Origin of the sequence: Burkholderia sp. Bp8984 (assembly GCF_003853755.1) — a bacterium.
Lineage (GTDB): Bacteria > Pseudomonadota > Gammaproteobacteria > Burkholderiales > Burkholderiaceae > Burkholderia.
In genome coordinates, this window is record NZ_QTQN01000036.1 from 25,407 (window position 1) to 48,130 (window position 22,724).

Here is a 22,724-nt window from a genome sequence, read left to right on the forward strand (position 1 = left end):
GGGGCATCGGCGTATCATCCGGTTTTTCGTCAGCCCTATCCAGGCACCCCACCATGACCTCCGTCGACACTACCCCCGTCCTCGACCATGACAAGCTCGTTACCTTCGTCGAGCGCAAGTGGAACGATGAAATCCTCCACGCACTGACCGACTACATCGCGATTCCCGCGAAGAGCCCCGCCTTCGACCCCGACTGGGCGAAGCGCGGCTATCTCGAACGGGTCGTCACCGATGCCGCGCAGTGGGCCGAACGCCAGCCGGTGAAAGGCCTGAAGCTCGAGATCGTGCGCTTGCCCGGCCGCACGCCGGTGATCTTCTTCGAAACCCCCGCAACCCGCTCGGGCAGCACCGACACGATCCTGCTGTACGGCCACCTCGACAAGCAGCCCGAATTCGACGGCTGGCGCGCGGACCTCGGCCCGTGGACGCCGAAGTTCGAGAACGGCAAGCTGTACGGCCGCGGCGGCGCGGACGACGGCTACGCGATCTACGCGAGCCTCGCCGCGCTCGGCGCGCTCGACGAGCAGGGCGTCGAACGCCCGCGCTGCGTCGGCCTGATCGAGACCTGCGAGGAGTCGGGCAGCTACGACCTGCTGCCGTACGTCGATGCGCTGCGCGACCGGCTCGGCCAGGTGTCGCTCGTCGTGTGCCTCGATTCGGGCGCCGGCAACTACGACCAGATGTGGCTCACGACGTCGCTGCGCGGGCTGGTGTCCGGCGACCTGCAGGTCGAGGTGCTCGAGGAGGGTGTTCACTCGGGCGTGTTCGGCGGCATCGCGCCGTCGAGCTTCCGCGTGATGCGCCAGCTGTTCGAGCGCCTGGAAGACGCGAAGAACGGCAACCTGCTGCCGGGCGTGTTCCATTGCGAGATTCCCGACAGCCGCGTGCGCGAGGCCGACGCGGCCGCCGCGATCCTCGGCGACGCCGTGTGGAAGGGGCTGCCGTGGGCATGCGGCGCGGACGGCAAGCCGGTGCTGCCGACCACCACCGATCCGCGCGAGGCGCTGTTGAACTCGACGTGGCGTCCGTCGCTGTCGGTGACGGGCGCGGCCGGCCTGCCGGCGCTCGCCGACGCGGGCAACGTGCTGCGTCCGCGCACCGCGTTCAAGCTGTCGCTGCGCCTGCCGCCGCTGGTCGATGCCGCTCAGGCCGTGCAGCAACTGAAGGAACTGCTCGAACTCGATCCGCCGTACAACGCGAAGGTCACGTTCAAGCCGGATGCGGGCGCCGCGACCGGCTGGAGCGCGCCGGATCTCGCGCCGTGGCTCGCGTCGTCGCTCGACGCCGCGTCGCGCCGCCACTTCGGCGCGGACTGCGCGTACATGGGCCTCGGCGGCACGATCCCGCTGATGAACGTGCTGCAGGCCGGCTTCCCGTCCGCGCAGTTCATGGTGTGCGGCGTGCTCGGGCCGAAGTCGAATGCGCACGGCCCGAACGAGTTCCTGCACGTGCCGTACGCGAAGAAGCTGACCGCGGCGGTGGCGGACGTGATCGCGTCCGCGCGCTGAGCGTTCGCGCCGTCTGTCCCGACCCGACCGGATCCAACCCGACCTGACGGAGCCTTGCCGATGACCGCGCTGCCGACCCCCGATACCGACCCGCTGCGCATGCGCGCCGAACCGCTGCACGCGTTCGTCGCGGCACTCTGGGAGCGGGTCGGCAGCAGCGAGCGCGAGGCGCGGCTCGTCGCCGATCACCTGGTCGGCGCGAATCTGGCCGGGCACGATTCGCACGGGATCGGGATGATCCCGAACTACGTCGCGTCGTGGCGGGAAGGGCAGTTGCAGTTGAACGGGCACGCGTCGATCGTCCGCGACGGCGGCGCGGTGCTCACCATCGACGGCGGACGCGGCTTCGGCCAGGTGATCGCATTCGAGGCGATGGTCGAAGGCATCGAGCGCGCGCGACGCATGGGCATCTGCGCGATCGGGCTGCGCGACGTCCATCACCTCGGCCGCATCGGGCACTGGGCCGAGCAGTGCGCGCGCTCGGGGCTCGTGTCGTTCCATTTCGTCAACGTGCCGGGCGACTTGCTCGTCGCGCCGCTGCACGGCACCGATGCGCGCTTCGGCACGAATCCGTTCTGCGCCGCGTATCCGCGCGCGGGGCGGCCGCCGCTGCTGCTCGATTTCGCGACGAGCGCGATCGCTTACGGCAAGACGCGGGTCGCGTACAACCAGGGCAAGCGCGTGCCGGCCGGGTCGCTGATCGATCATCGCGGCCAGCCGACCGACGATCCGGCCGTCATGCACGAGCAGCCGTTCGGCGCGCTGCTGCCGTTCGGGCTGCACAAGGGGTATGCGCTGGCCGCGATGTGCGAGATCTTCGGCGGCGCGCTGGTCGGCGGGCATACGACCTACGGCGACACGCTGCAGAAGACGAGCGCGATCGTCAACGGGATGCTGTCGGTGCTGATCGATCCTGACGCGTTCGATGCGGCCGATGCGCAGCGCGAAGCCGATGCGTTCGTCGAATGGGCGAAGGCGTCGCCGCAGGCGGGCGATGCGCCGGTGCGGATGCCCGGCGAGCCGGAGGAGGCGAGCCGCGCCGCACGCGGCGTGGACGGCATTCCGGTCGATCGCGCGACGTGGCGGCAGATCCGCGAGAGCGCGGCGGCCGTCGGCTTCGACGACGCGGAACTCGACGTGTGGACACGGCGCTGCACGGAGCCCGCATGAGCTGGCAATCGGAGAAGGCGCACGGCGAGGAGATCGCGTACCGGCTCGCGCCGCTCGGCAAGGTAGAGGTCGCGCGGTTCTTCAGCGGCGCCGCGATGCGGCTCGACGGCGTGATGTTCGGCTTCATGTCGCGCGGGTCGCTGTTCCTGCGCGTCGACGACGTGAACCGTCCCGCGTTCGTGGCGGCAGGGATGGGGCCGTTCTCGTATGAGCGCCCTACGCGCACCGTTGCGCTCGAGGGTTATTACGAAACGCCGGCCGACGTGCTGGAGGATGCGGGCGCGCTGTTCGACTGGTGCCGCGGCGCGTATCGGGCGGCGTTGCTGGCGGGGGCGCCGAAGCGCAAGGCGAAGGGGAAGGCGGCGCCGAAGCCGCCTGCGGAGCCGAAGACGGCAGCGGCGTCAACGCCGGCTGAGAAACGGAGTGTGAAGCCGGCTGCGAAAGCGTCCGCGAAACCTTCCGCGAAAGCGGCGCCGAAACCTGTTTCGAAACGGGCCACGAAATCCGTGGCGAAGCGCAAGTAACCGTAGCGCCGGCCGCCCATCGTCGCTGCGCGACGATTTACGTTGTCCTGAGTTTGCGACTCGCGAAGCGTGGGGAGATGCGCCAGATTCCTGCCAACCGCACGGGATGTACGAAAGCATCAACCTTGCCGAACCGTGCGTGCGTCATGCTTCACAACGGCGGCTACGGCGTTTATGATCGGCGCGGATCGCGTCCGCGTCTGGCGCGACCCGCGCCGGCCGTGTCGCCGGCCTCGCGAACGGCGCATCGAAAGCCGCGCGAATGATTCCCCACTCATCGTTCCAGACGGAGACAACCGATGCTCGTCCTGATTCTCGGTTTAGCGATCTTCCTCGGTGTGCATTCGATTCGGATCGTCGCGGACGGCTGGCGATCCGCGACCATCGAGCGGATCGGCGAGAAACGCTGGAAGGGCCCCTATGCGATCGCGTCGATCGTCGGCTTCGTGCTGATCATCTGGGGTTACGGGATCGCGCGCCAGGGCGGGACGCTGCTGTGGGTGTCGCCCGTCGGCGTTCGCCATCTCACCGGCATGCTGACCGCGATCGCGTTCGTGCTGATTGCCGCGTCCTACGTGCCGCGCAACCGCATCAAGACGCTCGTCGGCCATCCGATGGTGGCCGGCGTGATGGTATGGGCGATCGCGCACCTGCTCGCGAACGGCACGCTGCACGCGGTCGTGCTGTTCGGCGCATTCTTCGTGTGGTCGCTGGTCGATTTCGTCGTGTGGCGCGCGCGCGATCGCCGCAACGGCGTCCGCTATCCGGCCGGCAGCCTGTCGGGCGATGCCGTGACGATCGTCGCCGGGCTCGTCGTATGGGCCGTCTTCGCTTGGTTCCTGCACGGCCCGCTGATCGGCGTGCGGCCGTTCGGTTGAACGCGCGCGCCTGCAAGCATTGACGAGCGGGGCGCGCAGGCCGCCCGCCGCGCCCGCGAATCCGCCGCGACATCGAGGCGGGCGCATTGCCCGCCATCGCTCGGCGCACGGGGCGCCTGCCGATCGATGGCGAGTTCGTCGCGACCGACGGCATGCGTGCCGTCGGCGCGATCGGGGCGCGCGCGTCAGATCGGCTTGACGAACAGCCCCACGGTCAGCGCGGCGCCGATGCAGACGATCGCGATCCGCAGCACGCGTTCGTTCACGCGGTGCAGCGCCCACGCGCCGAGCAGGCCGCCGACGATCGCGCCGCCGCCGAGCGCGATCGCCGCCTGCCAGTGGAGGTGCGGCGAGGTCAGGAACAGCACGACCGCCGACGCGTTCATCACGCCCGCGAGTGCGTTCTTGGTCGACATCGCGTGACGCGGCGACAGGCCGGCCATCGTCAGCGCGGCCATCATCAGGAAGCCGATGCCGCCGCCGAAGTAGCCGCCGTAGATCGCGATCAGGAACTGCGAGATCGCGGCCGTGACGGGGCCGACATGCTGCGTGCCGGCGCCGGTCTTGCGGAAGAAGCTGCCCCATGCGAACACGACCGTCGCGAACAGCACGAGCCACGGCACGAGGTGCGAGAAGATCGACGACGGGGTTTTCAGCAGCAGCAGGCCGCCGAGCGCGCCGCCGACCACGCTGATCGCGAACAGCGCGCGAAACGACAGCTTGCCCGCGCCGCGCACCATGTTCCGGCTGGCCCAGCCTGTCGTGACCTGGCCGGGAAACAGCGCGACCGTCGACGTGATGTTCGCCGCGAGCGGCGACATTCCCGACACGATCAGCGCGGGCAGCGTGACGAACGAGCCGCCGCCCGCGAGGGCGTTTTGCAGGCCGGCCCACAGGCCGGCGACGATGATGAGGGCGAGCATTGGTGCGGAAGCGGAGAAGTGGCGGGGCGCGCGGGTACGCGCGGCGGACGCCCGATGGTAATGCAGGATCGCGGCGGCGCAAAGCGGGCCGGCGCGCAGCGTTGCAGGGGGCGCGGCTGATCGACGTGGGCGTTGCGTCGGGCGTGATGCTTTCGCGCCGTTTCGCGTTTCGCCCGCGCCGTTACGCACCCGACCGGTGTCGCGTCACGCGTTCGGCTGCGTGTCGGCGTTTCCGCTGGCGCATCGCCTTCGACGTCCGGATAGACGATCGTACCGTCGTCCCGGATCACCGCGCCGGCAGTAAGACGCGTGGGCTCCACGCGGTTCTTGCCCATGATGTGCAGCACCGTTTCGCCGCGCGCGATCAGGTAGTCGGACACGATGCGCCGATGACAGCGCCACGACATGGCTTCCGAACGCATGATCGTGCAAAGCTGCCGGTGCCCTTGCGCGATCAGCTGTCGAGGCCCGCTCGAAACTCGGGCGACAGCGCGTAATCGGCGTAGCGATGGAAACTGCGGTTCGTCCAGAAGTCGTTGACGTCGTCGGGCACGCCGAGCGACTTGCCTCGCAGGCCGCCGAGTGCGGCGATGTGCTCGTAGGCGATGGCGGCCGCGGCCAGCTCGCCGGGAAGCGTTGCTTCGTTGAACTGCGGATTCGTGCGCGAACGCGTCATCTTCCGGATATCGGCGAGCAGCGCGATGTCGGACGCGTCGAGCATCTCGATGAACGCGTCGAGCGTGCGGTTCGAATGGCCGATCGTGTAGAACGGGAGCGCCACGAATCGTCCTTGCCGGCAACGCGTTCGAGCACGTGCCCGCGGTGCGCGGCGATGTGGTCGGTGCGGTCGCTCCTGATCTCGTATTGCGGATCGTCGGGCGATGCGTGTTCGCGATGAGCCTTGTAGTCGAAATCCTGCGTGTGGATCGCGATGGTCGTGCCGGTCACGTAACCGGCTTCGGAATTCCAGCGGACGTGGTCGCCCGGCTTGAATGGCGTCGTCATGCGGGGAGCCTCGTTGCATCGGTGCGGTGTCGTCGGTCGTTGCCGTACGCGTTATCGGCGCTCGCCGGGCATGGAAAAAGATACGGGCGGCGGGGGCGTGCCGGGCTGCGGACGCAAGCAGTCTCTGGAACTAAATTTCACCCACCGAATGTCTGGGGCTGCCCATGTCTGGCGGTCGATCGGAGGTGCCTGGCCACTGTAGTGGGAGACATTTTCTTCCAGGATTTTCGAACTAAACAATACGCAAAGTTGCCGTTTGAACTAAAGTTTATTCAATCTTGCCCGCCGGATGTATTTCGCCGGCCACTGGAGGCGTCGTGGCGCCCCGCTCAACACTCTCGTCGCAGCAGCGCGTAAACATCATGCGCGCTTACCGGTATCGTGGTCGCCGAAATCGGCAGCTCTACCTTGTCTATAGCGTTAAGACAAGCCGCGACTGGATTGTTCCCTCGGACTACCGCTTCCTACACTGGATCGTTTATTTAGAGACAGATCCAGGCATTGTGTCCTTCGAATTGTGTGATGACACCGATGAGCCTGATCCGTCTGCCAGATGGGGGGGCGTTCACGCGCTCGTGACCACGCGCGATAACCGGATTGGGGGGCATCGGATTGTGCATGACAACGAGGCCGTTGACCAAGGGGGGCCACCGACAAACTGCTCCGATGTGGCCAACGAAGTAAGGCTGATCCGAGAATCCGATCTTCGTTCGAAAGCCACTGTTGCGATGCGCTGGGCTAAGGTCATTTGTTTTGCTGCAGGGCTGAGGGACCAAGGGCTCGCATCTGAGGTGGCACTTGTATCGAACATTGTCCGGAAGATCGAGACCGGCACGGTGCGGCAAATTATTGAGGCTATGCCCGACGTCGACGCGACGATCGTGAAGGGCCTGATTGCGCGTTTGGCGATTGTCGCTGGGTTGCGCCTGGATCTCTCTCGGACGGGATATACGCTCGACACTTCATGGCGATGGGAGGGCGAACCATGATAGCCACAACACGTGCTCGCTGGTCGCGAGCAGAAGTATTAGCGACTGCCCAATCGCTCGATACGTGGCCATCGGTCGACTTTGAGCTTGCGGCAATGCTTGATGATGAAACGGGGGCGCGTGCGCAAATGCTGTCGAGCCGGGTCAAGGCGATCAAGATGTTTGCCGAAGGGAAGACTTATCGCGAAATTCGGACAGTGACTGGCCAGGACGGGGCGATGGTGCGCAATCTTTTCAGGCGATGTCTGGAGCTTGCCGACGATGGTCGTATTCAGGGGTATCGCGCCCTTTTGCCGTACGTGCATATCAGACCCAATGTTCGACGTAGCGAGGAGTGCGAGAAGCGGCAGGAGCAGCAAGGCGGCATGTCGTGCGCCCTTACTGCCATATTGACGCGGTTGCCTGATCTCGAAGACAAGCTTGTCAAACGACTCAAAAAAGATAAGCGCAATGAGCCGGATCACTATCGGCCGACTGGGGCGCACCTCGTGCGCATTTTCCATGAGACACTCCGGCGCGAGAACGTGACGGACGCCGAGTGGCCATTTCGAACAAAGCATCAGGGACGGAAGACAATCGAGCCATACATGCGGTCGTTGTTCCGCCAAACGTTTAGCCGTGCGGTCGCCTACGAAGGGGGAGATGAGGCGAAGGCTCATGCGGCGACGGGGAAGGGCGTATTGCCGCTCATTCCCTGCTCGGAACCGTACGATGCCGTCGAAATCGATGCTTACAAGATCGACGCGTTTTTTTCGATCGCGTTCGAAACCCCGGAGGGCACAACAACGGAGGTCACGCTTCAGCGATTGTGGCTGCTTGCCGCGGTAGACCGCATGACAACCGCAGTGTTGGCCTACAGCGTCGTGTATGCCAGCGAGGTCCGCGCTACAGATGTGGCAGCGCTGATTCGTAAGGCGATCGTCGAAGTATGGCAGCCTAAGACTCTGATGGCACCGGCGCTTGCATATCCAACGGGTAGCGGGTTGCCGAGTGGTGTGATACCCGAGGCAGCTCACGCGGTCTGGAGCATCACGATGCTTGATGGCGCGCTCGCCAATCTCGCGAGTCAGATTCACGACACCGTTCGTAAGAGCATTGGCTTCATCATCAACTGGGGACCACCCGGTCATTTCGAACATCGCCCGAATGTGGAAAGAACGTTCGGGAAAATTGCTCGGAATGTATTCCAGCGCCTTCCTTCGACGAGCGGAACCGATCGTGGGCATGGACGCGCGCCCGATGCGGAGGCCGCAGCGGCTCGATTCAAGATTCGTGCAGATGAGGCTGAGCAGTTGATTGATATCCATTTTGCCGAGCACAACGCGTTGGCCGGCGAGCGGAATTACTACAACTCGCCCCTTGAAGCGATGCGTCAGTTCCTGTGCGGGGAGTCACCCAGATGCATGGTTAGAACACTGCCGCCGAACGTAGTAGGCATGCCTCGCCTTGCGCGTCGGGCAGAACTGGTGACGGTTCGAGGCTCGATCAGTTCGGGACGCAGGCCATACATTCAGCTCGAGCATGTGCGATATACCAATCCACTTCTTGCTGATTCCGCGTGGCTGCTCGGAAAGAAAATTGTGATCTATATCGACGACGAGGATATGAGGCAAGTTCATGCATTTCTCGTCAATGGACAGGAGTACGGTGTGCTTGTCGCTCATAGAAAGTGGGGGGTGACGAAGCACAACCTCACCACACGCAAAGCGATATTCAGTCTGATATCCAAGCGTATCTTGCAATTGAACCAAACCGAGGATCCGGTGCTAGCTTATCTCGACTGGCTCGCGAGCAAAGTCAAACCGAAGAGCAAGCGGCAAGTGGTGGCACCGAAAGAAGCGACGGCAGCGGCGCGGGTAGCCCTTGATGCGGGCGTCAAGCCGCGTGTGCAGGACGATCACGCGAAGCGGCAGCCGACGCTGCGTGTTGAGCCGATTGTGGAATTTCCAAACCGGACTGTGATGTCGCCGCTTCCGGATGATTTTTTTACCTCAAAGAAGCGGCTCAACAACACGTAGGAGGTGCACGTGAGCACCGCACATGATCAGCAGGCTACTAACCTGCCTGAGCGAATCAGGCTCGACGCTGATGCCGCGCGACCGGATCTTCCCGTCGGTGGCTGGTTGCCTGAGCATCGTCCCAATCTGATCGAACGTCATCCTCTTATGACGCGACGTTACACAATTCCCACGTTCGTGATCGAGCACGCGTATCGAGCTATTCGGGAGCGCGTCTTCGCCCGTCGTACCGGTCTGGTCTTTATTGGAAGGACCCGATACGGCAAGACGACCTGTGCGCGGGCAGTGCGCCATTATTTACTCGAGGAGTTTCCCAGAACGCACGTGATCGTGGCGGCAGCGCGGGAGACGTTGCGTCCGGTCAGCGGACATGCCTATCGCGTGATACTCGAGAGCGTAGGGCACGTATGTGCGGCCCGAACGGATGCGACCGTGTTACTGCGCAACGTCGTGTCGGACATCGAAACGAGCCTTGCTGCCAAGGGCGGCAATCATTTTGTCTTGATATTGGATGAAGTCAACCTGTTCAATCAGCACGATATGGGCAGTCTGCTGGAACTCGGCAACCTGCTCGATCTTCGTGGCACCACGATGACGGTCATCTCATTTGGGCAACCCGACGTCGAGCACCTTATCACTAGCCTTCAGGAACAGAACAAGCAGCACTTGATTGCGCGGTTCTTTCGTCGCCCTAAATCGTTTGATGGTTGCACAGGTGTTGAGATGCTGACAGGGGTACTCACTTATCTCGACTCAAAGAGCGAATGGCCGGTGGGGTCCGGCTGGAGTTTCACGGAGTTTTTCTTTCCACTGGCGTATCGACAAGGATTTCGGTTCCATCACTACGCGGAACTGATCTGGAGTGAATTGTCTGCGGCGACGTCAGACGCGGAGAGTGGATTGAGCATGGAAGCGATTGCGATGACCATCGAATGGCTCTTCTTGTCGCTTCACAGGTTTGACGATGAGCAGTTCCGGCTCGAGGTAAAGGATATCAAAAGTGCCATCGATGCCTCGGACCTTGGCTGGGGAGGTTAGAGTTATATGCGGCGGATCCTGAACGCGAGTGATCGCGATTTTCAGAGCGCGCGGCTGACTTGGATGGCCGGCAGTGTTGCGCCATTCGAGTCGGCCTGGTCGGTGTTCGCGAGAGTGATGGCGACGAATTTCCTGACATGGAACGAACTGCGACAGTTGGTGTCGCATTCGGCAGCAACGGGCCAGGCCGGCGGCGAATTCATTTCGGCGCAAAGTATTGCACTTGACCGCTATGCTGCGCTGCTGGGCGAGCATCGTACTGTGCTTGAGATGGGGTTTCTGGACACGTTGGGTTTTCCGGCGTCGTTACTGGGTACTCGGACTATTCGGCACTGCCCGGCTTGTGCGAGGGCCGGCTACCATTGCACGTTGTTTGCGCTCGGTAGCTTGACACACTGCCCTTGGCATCGCATTCCGCTAGCGTCGGGCTGTTTCGAGTGTGCAACGACGGTGCGCACGATGCGCCCGCGCGATCTCTCCCAGACGGTCACGTGCCCTGCCTGCGGCACCCGGATTATCGACCCAGCGTATCGGATTGCAGGTGTCACGGATCCAGATCTTCGTCGAGCCGCGGAAATTTGTTGCAACGAGATTGCTGCGTGGTGGCGGTCGGTCTGCGATCGGGAGCGGGTCGCCAATGAGCTGATAGGGGATGCGCTGGGTGCCGGAGGTTTTCGGGAGGCGCTGAATTTGGGCGCGCTGCAATGGGGCGCCGTGTGCGGGCTCGCCCTGCCGCCGGAATGTTGGTTGACCAACAGGGGCGCAACGCCGGCGAATATTTTCCGGTGGACGGGGAGCAGACGCAGTCCGGTCGATGATCTTGACGTAGAGCGGCTGACTATACGGCGCTATCGCTCGGTGCGGCGGCAAATCTTCCGAAAGTTCGTTCGCCCGCATCGACGCTGCCTGTCGATTCTAACGTCGGCAAAGCGTGCAGACGTCTATTGTCTCGACCGCGAGCAGGCCTGTGCCGTGTGCCTCGCCTTTATCGCTTGGAGGCGAGCAATTGAGCAGAATGTCGATGCGGTTGAGCAAACGCTCCGTAAGATGCGGGAAACGAATGCCGCGTTTCCCCGTAGCCGCGGGTTTCAATCCGGGGCGGTTCACCCGACGTCAGGTTGGGCGGTGCTCCCCGCTACGTTCTCCGAGCGCGACGCCGATCGACCGGTCAGGCGCTGGAAGCTCCGTATGCCGACCCTGGGTGGTCTGGCTCCGTCGGCTGAACTGGTGCCGCGGATTCTCTACGCTGAATTCCTGAGGATCTGGATGGGGCTTGAGGTCCAGGATATTGGCTCCAACCTCAAGGTCATCGTTAATCCGCTACGGGGGAGCGATCTGTTATTACCGGTTGCACAAATTGCTGGTGAGTCGCTGGAGGTGGCTACAGTACCCGGCTGGGCGGTCGTTGTGCCAGACGGCCATGAACTTGCGCGACAGTCTTGGGAACGCTGCACACAACGAGAATTGCATCGGTGGTCCATGTTTGACGCCAAGGCGAAATTCAATGCCGACGCCTTCGAGAAGTTCAATTGGAACTCACGCGTGCCGATCGACCTGCTGTTCATGCTGCACTATCGTGAACGTCGCGGCGCCGGAGCGTTCAAATACGTATTCCCCTGATGGATTCACATTGACCTCCGGGGGATTTGTCGCCGCGGCTCGCGTAGAATTACAGGCGGCAGTAGTGAGTCGGAACGTTGATTGTCCGCAAGTTGATTTTCTGCTTTAGATGCTAGAGTGCGGCACCGAGCCGCAAGGACTGAAGGGCAACATAGTAAGGGCTATGTTACCCTTCATTTCGGGATATGAGCGAAGCCTCCGCTTGCGAGGCACCTTGTCCGAGGGGCATTGAGCGAGCGAAAAGCGGTGCAGTCACCGTTTCGGCGCCCTGGTATTTCTGATGCTGGCGACGACGTGCCGTCGGCAGGTTCATTGGGTATTGCGGCAGACGCGGCCCTGGAGATTCTTCGATTGGGGGTGGGGTGACTGGTGAGGCGGCTTCGTCTCGGTCGATACAGTAGCTTCATTGCGGGTGCCTACATTTGACGTGGTGAAAGGCGAGGGCCTCGGCGGACCGATGGCTGAATTCTCTCCGCGGTGCGGAGAGAATTGGCGAGAGCGTCCGGCAGGGTTGCCTTGTCGCCTCGGGGACGAGGATGACCTGTAGCTGGGTCGTTGTACTCAGATACAGGTCTTCTATTGACTAGCAGTTCGGCGAATCGAGCCAGTGGTGTACGAGCAGCGCCTTTTCAGCCTGACCCGCGGCCGGCCATGCGCGGACGTATGCCTCTGGCAGACCCGCAAACTCGTCAAGCGTGCTGACAACCGAAGAAGGCTGGTCGAGCCCGCGCGGACGCAGTCAACGCTCCGACTGCTAGACGATGGCGGGTGCCCCGTTCTTTGTTGCGCGTTGGCTTGTGATACTCATGCCCGTGGCATACTTTGCCGCGCGTAGGATTGGCGTCACTTCGGCGTCGAAGCCAGCCACATCACATTTGCACCAACGGTGTCCCGCAGGTAGTAGGTTTCTGCAACGGATGGCATCGTCGGTCGCGCCGCGAATAGCTGCGCTGTTCCACGCGAATTCGGCCATCTTGACGAACCGCCAGCTGCCCTGCGGTGTGGCGATGGGCATGCTCGCCGGGTCGCCCGGCATCAACAGGTTCGTGATCCAGAAATTCATATTCAGCATGGTCTCTCTTTACAGACCTAACGGTCGCGTTCGCCCTGAGGGTATTCGACTATTCATATTGAGCTGAGGCCTTGAACGCGAATTCGGCGCAATCTAGCATCTCCACCGGAACTTGTAAGCGAGCGGAGCTGGAGCAGCCCCCTGAAACGCCGGACACAGTCACCCACTTACAATAACGGGTAGGCATAGGACTGTGTTTTTGACTAACACTAGGCAGGAAGTGATGGAAGTGTTGACGGGCCCGGAGCGTCGGCGGCGCTGGACGGCGGAGCAGAAGCTGGCGATGGTTCGCGAGAGTTTCGAGCCGGGGAAATCGGTTTCGATGGTCGCGCGCCAGCACGGCGTGAATCCGAACCAACTGTTCCACTGGCGCAAGCTGTACCAGGGTGGGAGCCTGTCAGCGGTCAAGGCCGGCGAGGAAGTAGTCCCGGCCTCGGAACTGGCCGATGCACTCAAGCAGATTCGTGAGCTGCAACGGATGCTCGGCAAGAAGACCATGGAGAACGAGATTCTTCGCGAAGCAGTCGAGTACGGCCGGGCAAAAAAATGGATAGCGCACTCGCCCTCGCTGCCGGAGGACGACCGGTGAAACTGGTTTGTGAAGTTCTCGGCGTGTCGCGCTCGAACGTATCGGCACGACTGTCGCGTCCGGCGACGTGGCGCGATGGCCGTCAATCGAGGCAGAGTGACGACGCGGCCGCGGTCGAGGAGATCCGCCGGGTCATTGGCGATTTGCCCAGCTATGGCTATCGCCGGGTTTGGGGCATCTTGCGCAACGAGCGCGTTGCGGTCGGACTGGCGCCGTTTAATGCCAAGCGAATCTATCGCGTCATGCGCACACATGGGCTGCTGATGCAGCGCCGACCGATTCCACCTCGGCCCCAACGTCGACACGACGGCAAGGTAGCCGTCGAGCGCAGCAATCAGCGATGGTGCTCGGACGGCTTCGAGTTCCGCTGCGACAACGGCGAGCCGCTGCGCGTAACGTTCGCGCTGGATTGCTGTGACCGTGAAGCGATGAGCTGGGCGGCTACGACGGCAGGCCACAGCGGCGACATCGTGCGCGACGTGATGCTGGCTGCAGTGGAAAATCGGTTTGGCATCGAGCTGCATACGCCGTCCGAAATCGAGTGGCTGAGCGACAACGGTTCGGGCTACACGGCCGACGACACGCGTCGGTTCGCAGTGGCCATCGGCCTGAAGCCATTGACCACGCCGGTATGCAGCCCGCAAAGTAACGGGATGGCCGAGAGCTTCGTGAAGACGATGAAACGCGACTACGTCGCCTTCATGCCGAAGCCGGACGCAGCGACTGCTGCACGCAACTTGGCCATCGCGTTCGAGCATTACAACGAGAAGCATCCCCATAGCGCGCTGAAATACCGCTCGCCTCGCGAGTTCCGGCGCTCGATGGATTCAGCAACCTTAGTGTGAGGCTGTGTCCGGTATTACAGGGTCAACTCCAGGAGCTTTGACACTACCGTTGTTGCTAACGAGGAGCAGGTTGCGCGGCCGGAGGTCATAGCGTGTCTCACTGCGAACGTCCGTATTTAACAATCCAAATATGAGTTACATTATGTTACAGTTTAACGCTGCGCCTCTTCAGTAACTCGTGGAGGCCGTATCGCGAATTGCCAAAGAACGATCATTCGGGGGAAGAGACTTGCAACGCGAATCGCCTTCGATACAACGCCCCGTCGACGGATTGCCCAAATCGCTCCTCGTGCAGGAAGGTCATACCGTTGCGGCAATAGCTCTCATGCAACGATCAGCGGGGTTAAGCCGAGAGGTTCGTCGCAGCATCGATATCGATGCCCCCTTGCTGAGCGACAAGCGCACCTATCGAACCGTGGCTATCCCGCGCTCAGACGAGCGGGTCCTTACGCACTATCTCAGCGCGTTCGCGCGTTGCTTAGCCTTTTGGTCCTATGTCAGACGTAGGAGCGGGGAGGGGAAGGGGCGAGGTAGTCGGGTTTATGCGCTGGCATTGGACGTTCAGTTGCTTTCAGCTTACGAGCCACGTTGGATGGAGCTCGTTTACGACGAAGTTGCGCTGTCAGCTTCGTGCCAAGAATGGCCGCGAATAGCTGAGAGGCTCATAGACTGGCTCAAGGCGCGCGAAAGATCGCAAAATTGGCCGCAGGCCCTCGGCGTGTTCATGCTTTGGCCGCGCATCGTGGATGATCTTTCTCGATGGGACTCAATGGACGATGCGCAGCGGAACACCTTGGCTCGCGCTGCATTCGCCTTGTCATCGATCGGGTACACGGATTGGTTCGTTCGTGACGCTTTGAAGCGCCAACCTAAGTTGGAAGGCGAGTTTGGTAGCTTAGTGCAAGACTCTGAGCCGGGATTGGGCACAACGCCTGAAGGGAACGTGAGCGTACCCGCCAATATGAACTCTGAGTTGCCCGAGACCATTGAAGATGAGTTGCCCGAGACCGTTGAAGATGAGTGGGACCAGGGGTGGGATCAACTACTTGCTAGATTGAAGCTCCTGACTGAAGAGCTTCAGCAAAGACCGAACTTGGATGCAGTGGAGAACCTCGAAAGTTTGTGTGGCGAGTTGCGCAACGCAGTCGAGAGCATCCCTGTCAGCGATACCCTAGTAAGGGCAAGAATTGATGTTGCCGTCGATACCCTATTTTCAGTCTGCACGCAATTGCAGGCAGAACAGCCTTTCCAATGGCTGGTGGACGAACTTATCCAACAGGTATTGGCCCGTTGGCATTCCGCAAAGCAAGGTTGTACCGAGAGCGATGCACTTACAGCGTTAGCTGAAGAGTCAGAGAAAGCGTGCGCTCGAGTCGAGGTAAGTGCAGAACGTTTTAAGCAGGCCTGGCTCCAGCGTGAGACCCTGCAAGCTGCCGTGGACGCAACAATTGCTCAGTTACGCGGAGTCAAGGCTCCAGCGGAAAGGCGCGCACTTGAACGGAAGAAGGCGGACGAACAGCGCAATCTGCTGGATGCAGAGGACGCGCTCCCACGTTTGGAAGATGAATTGTTGGCGTGCGCCTCGCCTTTCGAACAACCATTCGATCACTGTGCCGATTATTGTGCCGAAGTGGCCCAACCAAGAGCCGGCGAGTACGCGAACGCTTTTGAACCAACGGTAGCGATCGAACCAGTAGTCGACGTACGCACTTCAGACGATCCGGCCGAGCCGGGGAGCTACGCAAAAGATCTTGAACCTCGCGCCGACTTCGAACTGCGTCAGGAGGCGTCGCAGGCCAATGCGGGGCCCCCGGCCGACGATGTTCAATCAGAACCCGAGGCCGTATCGCAAGCCGAGGCCGGTACACACGATCGGTCATGGCAAGCGGGCTCGCTTCGTATGCCATCAACGCCCGAAGTTGCCCAGACGAAGGCGCCGGACGAGGATCTCTATTCGGCTGAGGCAGGCGACCGTTGCAAGCCTATTTGGATGTTGCTTAACGAGCATCACTTAGGGCTTGCGTACCAGTTCACGAAAGCACTGTCAGTGCAGGATCCGGGCTTGAAGGTGCCTCCGCCGGCACTATTAGCCGCAGTCACCCTCGCCAATAAGCTGGTGTTGCCAGATGGGTCGATCAGAGAAGCGCTCCCCAATTACCTCAATGACCTCTCCCCGGAGATCTTCGTTCAAAACGGCCCTCATGCGTGGCATACCGCGCTGAATCTGCTGCTGGTGGCCGCAACGTTGCGGCCCATGGTCCTCGTTCCTAGTGTAGGGGCGGCAACAGTTGCTGGATACTTGCATCTATCCAACTACCCGGTGTTGTATGGGCTCATCGATGAAATCAGTGGATTGAGCGAAAAGCTTCAGGGTTTCCGCATTGAACTGGCAGCACTCAAAGCGGCGCGCACGGAGGCGGGCACTCAAATGGAGTTGGAGGGCTTGCGACAAGGGGCCAGTGAGTGGTTGGAGACGCACGCTCCGGCGATGACTATGAAATTTGCCGCGGCGACTAATGTTTGGCGTCATTGGACAAAGCCGCAGGGCGTAATTCATCAGCTGGTCTCGCCCGTCGCCTTGCGTGAGACGGGAAGCTTAGCCCAAGTGAAGCAACTGGTTGCGGATCTATCCGACACCGATGGATTCCTCCGTTTAGTCCGCGAAACGGACCGCAAGGATTTGCGTCGAACGCGGGGGGAAGACATTCATTCGGGTGCGCTGAGTCAACTAGAGCGCTGTGCTGGGGAAGCGGTGTTGCTGGCTCGCAAATGGATTAGCTTGGTGGAGTCCGGTGGGCAGCACGGTAGTCGACTTCGTGCCTTGTTGAACGAGGTTCGCTTGACCCTTGATAAAGCGGCACCTGGGTTAGCAGCCGAGTTGGATAGTGGTGAAGAATGCGAATGGGGACTTATAAAGGCTGCCAAAGCGGTTGTCCGATCTGAGTTTCGCGCGATGCAGGACTTGTTCGATCCTGCGGCGCAGCTGCTGTCGGCGGAACCCTCGGCGGCGGAGGCTTTGGCACGGGAAGTCCTGTTGGTTCCTGAGCTGCATCTGTTTGAGCGCTGGGAAGTGAGAACGGCCGCCGACGGTGTGATCTCCGCGATATCCGCGTGGTCGAACGCGCCCGAAGACTGGGAGCACGCCTATAGGGCTCGCGTGGAAAGTGGCGACCTCTTTGGTGCTGAGCTGATCGTGCAAGACTACCCGGACCCGACGCTGGCCGAGCGCTGGGGTACCGAGCTTAAGCGGGAGCGTGAATCTTGGCGCTTGGCCTTGGGGCGTGCAATCGCTGATGTCCGGCGTGAGGTTGAGGTCGGCAGAGCATACGGATATTTGAACGACCAAGACCTCGGGCAATTCGAAACGGAGCTCGTTCGATGCCAAGCGCGAGCCGAACAATTTGGAACGTTTGATGCGGCAATTGCCGCAGTGGGCTCCGTGCGCAGGGCGCTGGAGAGTAATCGTACAACGCGTACCGATCAGGTTCGGCGATCACTTTCTGAAATTCGTCGGAACGAGGAGGCCGAGGTTGGCATAACTGAGGTCGAGAAGATCTTGGCACTCGGCGATGTTGCGACAGCTAACGAACTACTGCACCGCTTGCGCGATGGTAAGCCGGTATGGCCTGAAGGACACGCTTCGGTCGACCTGTTCACTGATTTCTTCCCCTCGGTAGAGCAAGACGTCGACGCTTGGCTGGAGTCGAATCCTGCTCGGGCTGTCGTAGACGGTGCAATTCGAAGTGGTCAAAAGGTCGGTCCCTTGGACTTCCACCGTCTTGGTTCCGCGCAGCGGGAACAAGCGGCGAGATTGTATGCATTGTGGTCTGACCTGAAGTCCAGAAAGCGAGCAGAAGCGGGGCAACTTGAGGCATTCTTTAGTGGTCTCGGCTTCTCATTCAAACGAGTACAGTCGGCCAATGAGCGTGCGAATAACCGAGATGTTTGGAATCTGGACATAGGTGAGTTGGAAGATCGCACGGTCTGCCCGGTGCCTCACTTCGGGTCCATGGCGAAGGGCCGCTACCGCGTAATCTGCATTTGGGATCAACCGGCGGAGGAAGATATTTTGCAGTTCGTGGGTGACTCGACACTGCAGAAGGCGACGATCATCCTCTACTTCGCTCGCATGAAAGGTCATCGGTGGCGGGAATTGTCGAGACTCGCCAAGACCATGCGCCGGGCGTTCTTGCTAATCGACGAGGTCATGCTCGTCTATTTGGCGGCACAGTCCGTTTCACGGGTGTCCGGGTTCTTCCAGCTTGCCCTTCCATTCGCGTACTCAGCCCCATACGACGCCACGGCGGGGCTCGTGCCTCCGGAGATGTTTTACGGTAGAAGTGCTGAGCTCGATGCCGTAAAGGGACTCAACGGCAGATGCTTCATCTACGGTGGGCGGCAACTGGGCAAAACGGCTCTCTTGCGACGTGCAGAGCAGTCGTTCCACGCGCCGGCGGCGGGCAGATTTTCGCGTTGGGTAGACTTGCGCGCCGAGGGCATTGGTGTAAGTCGCCAGGCAGGGGACTTGTGGATCTGCTTGGCCGAGCATCTGAAAGCCATCAAAGTCCTCGATAGCTCGATCCCAAGCCCAAATCCATCTCGCAAGGGAAGCATTGACACCGTAGTTCACGAACTTAGAAGCTTTCTGGGTCAGGACTCGGATCGTCGTATTTTGCTGTTACTTGATGAGGCAGATCGTTTCTTTGAACAGGACGGGAAGAGCGATTTCGCCGAGACACGGCGCTTGAAGCAACTGATGGATGACACTGCCCGGCGCTTCAAAGTTGTATTCGCAGGTCTGCACAACGTACTTCGGATGACCGAGAGAGCAAACCATCCCTTAGCTCATTTCGGTGAACCCATCAAGGTTGGCCCGCTCGTTGACGAGGATGAAATTAAAGAAGCTGAGGACCTCGTGCGTCGACCAATGGCTGCTTCCGGATTCAGCTTTGAGTCACGCAGTTTGGTCATTCGTGTGCTCGCGCAGACAAACTATTATCCCAGTCTCATCCAGCTGTATTGCGCTCACTTGTTGCGCCACATGCAGTCCGGTATGACCATTGCAAAGCGCAATTCGGGGCCCCGTTACGTCATTACCGACAAGGACATCGAGAGCGTATACTCCAGCGGGGCGCTGCGTGATGAAATTCGATCCAAATTCCGGCTGACGTTGCAGTTGGATCCTCGTTACGAGGTAGTCGCATATGCGATCGCATTGGCTGCCCTACGAGGTACTTTCGCACACGCAGATGGTATGGATTGGCGGAGTATTCGCGAGCGCGGAGCATTGTATTGGTGGCCTGAAGGATTTGTGGACACGAGTGAGCTTGATTTCCGTGTGCTTTTGGACGAGATGGTAGAACTTGGTGTACTCAGCAACGTTCGAAAGGGTTACTACACGCTTCGAAATCCGAATGTCCTTCTGTTGCTTGGTAGCCAAGACGAAATCGAGGCTGTGCTTATAAAGGACCGTGAGCCAGCGGTCGAATTTGAGCTTTCGTTCCGTCCGCCACTCAAAGCGGCGCCAAACAGCCACATTCGCAATCCGCTGACGTACCAGCAGCTTCGAGAACTGATGCGGAGCGAGAATACGATCACTGCACTTGCGGGCAATAGTGCAGGTGGTATTACGCAGGTTGTTGAGGCGTTGCGTGACTACGTGGGTGGGACGGCAGGAGTTGTTGTACTGGACGACTGCCCGGATACTCCGTCGTTCGCAAAATCGTTAGATCGTGCACTAAAGGCCCGTGATACCGAAGGAAACACTTTGATAGTGGTTCCGTCGACTGCTCCTTGGAGCGCCGGCTGGATTGATGCCGCTGAGCAGAAACTCAATCTGCTCAGAAGTCCAAGCAAATTTGTTTCGTTGGTTTTCCTTGCAGATCCACTAACTCTGTGGAGCGCGATGCAAGATAGAGCATCATTCGTCGGAATGCGTGCGCCTTGGATGTCGTTGCTGCCTTGGACCGACGAGTTCGTCAAGCATTGGCTTGCTGAGCACCAGCTTCCTTCGGAAAAGGAGACACGTCATCAGGTTCGTCAGGTGACTGGCTACTGGCCGTCGGCGCTGCAAGAGTTGGTAGCTAACTGCAGAGAGGCGCGCGAGCTGAAACGACGCATCGAGGAATTGAGCCTTTCTCAAATCGAGTCCGATGATGCAAAGACGTGGGCTGAGCACGTCGGCTTGACAATTCACGACCCGAAGGTCGTGCTCCAGTCGCTAGCGAGTTGGGGAGAGCCTGCGACCGCATCGGAACTGGCGGAGCTTGGAGACGTCACGCGGGATAAGGTGGAGCAAAGCCTTCATTGGGGTGACCTTCTCGGTCTGGTCGTGCGCGAAGGGGGAGACTACTGGAGTCTCGATCCTTTTATCAGCGGACTGCTCAAGAGGTTGCAAAACTGATGCACCTTTGGAATCTTCCGGGGCCTGGTCATTTTCTTGATCAGGCTATGGCTGCGCTGAGAGAGGGCAGTAGTGTTCTCATCCCGGTGCCTCTGCACGGGATGCATGGTCTTTCGCGCGCCTTGGAACAAAAGCTGCACGTTGACGGCTGGGATTGCCATTCTGTTCGCGATGAAGGTGGTGCCCCCGTAGAGCAAATTTTTGCCACACTCTGTCTAGATGACGGAGGTTCCATCCGGCGAACAGTATCTTTGTTACGACAGTGTTTGAAACCTGGGCAGATCGTACTGATCCACGGTGTGCGGCCGTCAACGTGGAGCGCATGGAAGCAGTTTCTTGACGAGTATGAGTTAGTCAGCCGCGGTGTGGGAACGATTGAGCGTCCCCTCGTAGTCTTGCTAACGGAAGGAGTCTCGTTGAGAGAGATGCCGGAAAGAGGTGCGGCGCTGCGTGTATTGGAATGTGAAAACGTAATTGGCGAGATTGATGTACTACTTTTTACTACATCGATACTCCGAAATGGAGTTAAGGCCGACTACAAGTTGAAGCTGATGGCTCGGATGATTTGCCGGCTGGCGTTGTGGGATCTTGATGTTGCCCGATTCTTGACGGAGCGAAAGCCTGATGAATTACTAGACCCTAAGAGGGTGTTGAGCGAGGCCATATTGGAACTTGGATTGCCGGATGGTCTGACCCGGACATGGGAATCTGGAGGAATTCAGCGATTTGATGACGTGGAATGTGCTCATCCGTTTATTGTCGTCAGCGAAGGTGATGTGCATCAGGAGTTGATGATGCGATTGTGGGCAGCGCAGGCGGCGGAGGTTCTTCCAGCGCTTGAGTTGCAGCGCAGAAGTCTCGTACGCCGTATGCGCGGCTTGATAACCATGCCCGTCGTGGTTGACGGCATCAAGTATGATGATCTCGATGACATGGAGATTGGGCCATTGTCGCACGTGGCGCACATTAATCGGTTAAGCAACGCGATCCGTTTGACCGCGAATAAGCTTAAGCGATTGCGAAATAGCCTTGCGCATCTCGAGGTGCTCGGCGCAACCGATGTTTTTGACGAAGCGCTATATCGCCATAATCTGGTGGACCGTTGACTCGTCACGGAAACTCCAGTGCCGGTCAGCGATGTGTCTATTCTTGGATGGAATAGCCTGCGATCGTTGCAAGCTCGAAGTGTAAGGCGAGGATTCAGACTTTGAGCCGTTGAGGCATTTCGCAGCCCATAGTAAAGTAGTGTGGAGCAAGCCTCGCGAAGGATCGACTTGAGGGCCAATCGCGCAACTGACCTACGTGATTTCTTCGGGTCATTTCATTCTTGGAGAACGGCCTCGGTTGAACGGTCCCAGTTTTGAGTGCCAAAGGCAATGTTAGTCTTCGGCGTTCTGTTGGTCCGTCAGTTGGGCCTGCAGGCCCAACTGACGGATGTATTCGGCAGGCGGCACTTCACCGAGAGCCCTGTGAGGCCGACTCCCGTTGTATTCGACCCGCCATCGCTCAATTTGCTCCCTGGCGTCGGCCAGCGATGTGAACCAGTGCACGTTCAGGCATTCATCGCGTAGCGTGCCGTTGACCGACTCCACGAATGCGTTATCCGTTGGCTTGCCGGGCCGGCTGAAGGCAATCTCGACCTTGTGATGGTAAGCCCCCAGGTCCATCACCTGACTCGTAAATTCCGAGCCGTTGTTCCAAAACAGCGTGCGGGGCGCTCCGCGTTTGCTCCTCAATTCTTCCAGTGCACGCACGACATCTGAAGCGCTCAGTCGCTGGCCAACATCGATGGCTAGTGCTTCGCGCGTAAAGACGTCGACGATGGTCAGCGCGCGGAACCTCTGGCCGTTCGAAAGCTGCGTTTCATCGTTCGGCTCCTTTCATACTGAAAAAGTCCGCCGGAAACTCGCTTACATCATGGCACTGTTTACTGGGGGCCGCTCAAGTGCATGCCGTGTATCCGATCCCTCCGGCGAGAATCTCGCGAGACCGGCACCTCCGCGATCGATGCAACCCTCAGTCATGTGAGCCATGCCCCCGAGTTTCGATTGAACAAGGCCTCGGCGAGGCCGCTCGTCCCTTGCGCCCAAGTATTTTTCAGGAAAGTGAGTCGACCAGCCTCGGGGTACTCTCTTTTTTGAT

Annotated in this window: 13 protein-coding genes and 3 pseudogenes; 11 read left to right on the top strand and 5 right to left on the bottom strand. The window is 60.3% G+C overall.

What is annotated here, in order from left to right:
* Positions 1-53 precede the first annotated feature (53 nt).
* From DID98_RS28715 to DID98_RS28730, 4 genes are all read left to right on the top strand, one after another.
* Entirely contained in the window at positions 54-1,508 is a 1,455-nt protein-coding gene (locus DID98_RS28715; protein ID WP_059506616.1) for a M20 family metallopeptidase, read from the top strand.
* A gap of 60 nt (positions 1,509-1,568) precedes the next feature.
* A complete protein-coding gene (locus tag DID98_RS28720; RefSeq protein WP_124522431.1) occupies positions 1,569-2,678 on the top strand; it encodes a malate/lactate/ureidoglycolate dehydrogenase in 1,110 nt (369 codons plus the stop codon).
* Complete coding sequence (locus DID98_RS36545) at positions 2,675-3,202, top strand: TfoX/Sxy family protein (RefSeq protein ID WP_124522429.1); 528 nt, start codon at positions 2,675-2,677, stop codon at positions 3,200-3,202. The genes DID98_RS28720 and DID98_RS36545 overlap by 4 nt, the downstream gene beginning before the upstream one ends.
* A 299-nt stretch (positions 3,203-3,501) precedes the next feature.
* Entirely contained in the window at positions 3,502-4,080 is a 579-nt protein-coding gene (locus DID98_RS28730) for an NnrU family protein (protein WP_044847924.1), read from the top strand.
* A 185-nt stretch (positions 4,081-4,265) separates the two neighbouring features.
* Here DID98_RS28730 and DID98_RS28735 read toward each other — a convergent pair whose 3' ends face one another.
* The 3 genes and pseudogenes from DID98_RS28735 to DID98_RS28745 form a co-directional block, all read right to left on the bottom strand.
* Entirely contained in the window at positions 4,266-5,003 is a 738-nt protein-coding gene (locus DID98_RS28735) for a sulfite exporter TauE/SafE family protein (RefSeq protein ID WP_124485404.1), read from the bottom strand.
* A 224-nt stretch (positions 5,004-5,227) separates the two neighbouring features.
* Positions 5,228-5,784 (bottom strand): annotated as a pseudogene (locus DID98_RS28740) (DUF488 family protein); the annotation flags it as partial.
* Positions 5,784-6,008, bottom strand: a pseudogene (locus DID98_RS28745) (DUF2945 domain-containing protein); the annotation flags it as partial. The pseudogenes DID98_RS28740 and DID98_RS28745, both read right to left, overlap by 1 nt.
* A 317-nt stretch (positions 6,009-6,325) precedes the next feature.
* Between DID98_RS28745 and DID98_RS28750 the strand changes: the two are divergent.
* The 4 genes from DID98_RS28750 to DID98_RS28765 are packed head-to-tail and all read left to right on the top strand — an operon-like array spanning position 6,326 to position 11,673.
* Positions 6,326-6,997 (top strand): hypothetical protein, encoded by a 672-nt coding sequence (locus DID98_RS28750; protein WP_124571838.1) that lies wholly within the window; start codon positions 6,326-6,328, stop codon positions 6,995-6,997.
* Positions 6,994-9,015 carry a hypothetical protein gene (locus DID98_RS28755; RefSeq protein ID WP_124571839.1) on the top strand — a complete coding sequence of 674 codons (2,022 nt, stop codon included), beginning with the start codon at positions 6,994-6,996 and terminating at the stop codon, positions 9,013-9,015. The genes DID98_RS28750 and DID98_RS28755 overlap by 4 nt, the downstream gene beginning before the upstream one ends.
* 9 nt (positions 9,016-9,024) lie before the next feature.
* On the top strand, positions 9,025-10,053 hold the full coding sequence (locus DID98_RS28760; protein WP_124571840.1) for an ATP-binding protein: 1,029 nt from the start codon (positions 9,025-9,027) through the stop codon (positions 10,051-10,053).
* 6 nt (positions 10,054-10,059) lie between these two features.
* A complete protein-coding gene (locus DID98_RS28765) occupies positions 10,060-11,673 on the top strand; it encodes a hypothetical protein (RefSeq protein WP_124571841.1) in 1,614 nt (537 codons plus the stop codon).
* A 754-nt stretch (positions 11,674-12,427) separates the two neighbouring features.
* On the opposite strand, the gene DID98_RS28770 is transcribed toward DID98_RS28765, so the two are convergent.
* Entirely contained in the window at positions 12,428-12,745 is a 318-nt protein-coding gene (locus DID98_RS28770) for a hypothetical protein (protein WP_124571842.1), read from the bottom strand.
* Positions 12,746-12,968: 223 nt separating this feature from the next.
* Between DID98_RS28770 and DID98_RS28775 the strand changes: the two genes are divergently transcribed.
* The 3 genes from DID98_RS28775 to DID98_RS28785 all read left to right on the top strand — a co-directional run bounded on the left by DID98_RS28775 (position 12,969) and on the right by DID98_RS28785 (position 21,688).
* Positions 12,969-14,179, top strand: a protein-coding gene (locus tag DID98_RS28775) for an IS3-like element ISBcen6 family transposase (protein ID WP_112750314.1) whose coding sequence is annotated in 2 segments (ribosomal slippage) — positions 12,969-13,284 and positions 13,284-14,179 — 1,212 coding nt in all. Because the reading frame shifts where the segments join, the coding sequence is not laid out codon by codon here.
* 592 nt (positions 14,180-14,771) lie between these two features.
* A complete protein-coding gene (locus tag DID98_RS28780) occupies positions 14,772-20,582 on the top strand; it encodes a phage tail tape measure protein (protein ID WP_124571843.1) in 5,811 nt (1,936 codons plus the stop codon).
* 47 nt (positions 20,583-20,629) lie between these two features.
* A complete protein-coding gene (locus DID98_RS28785; RefSeq protein ID WP_260428119.1) occupies positions 20,630-21,688 on the top strand; it encodes a hypothetical protein in 1,059 nt (352 codons plus the stop codon).
* A 273-nt stretch (positions 21,689-21,961) separates the two neighbouring features.
* On the opposite strand, the pseudogene DID98_RS28790 reads toward DID98_RS28785, so the two are convergent.
* Positions 21,962-22,441 (bottom strand): annotated as a pseudogene (locus DID98_RS28790) (integrase core domain-containing protein); the annotation flags it as partial.
* Positions 22,442-22,724 lie beyond the last annotated feature (283 nt).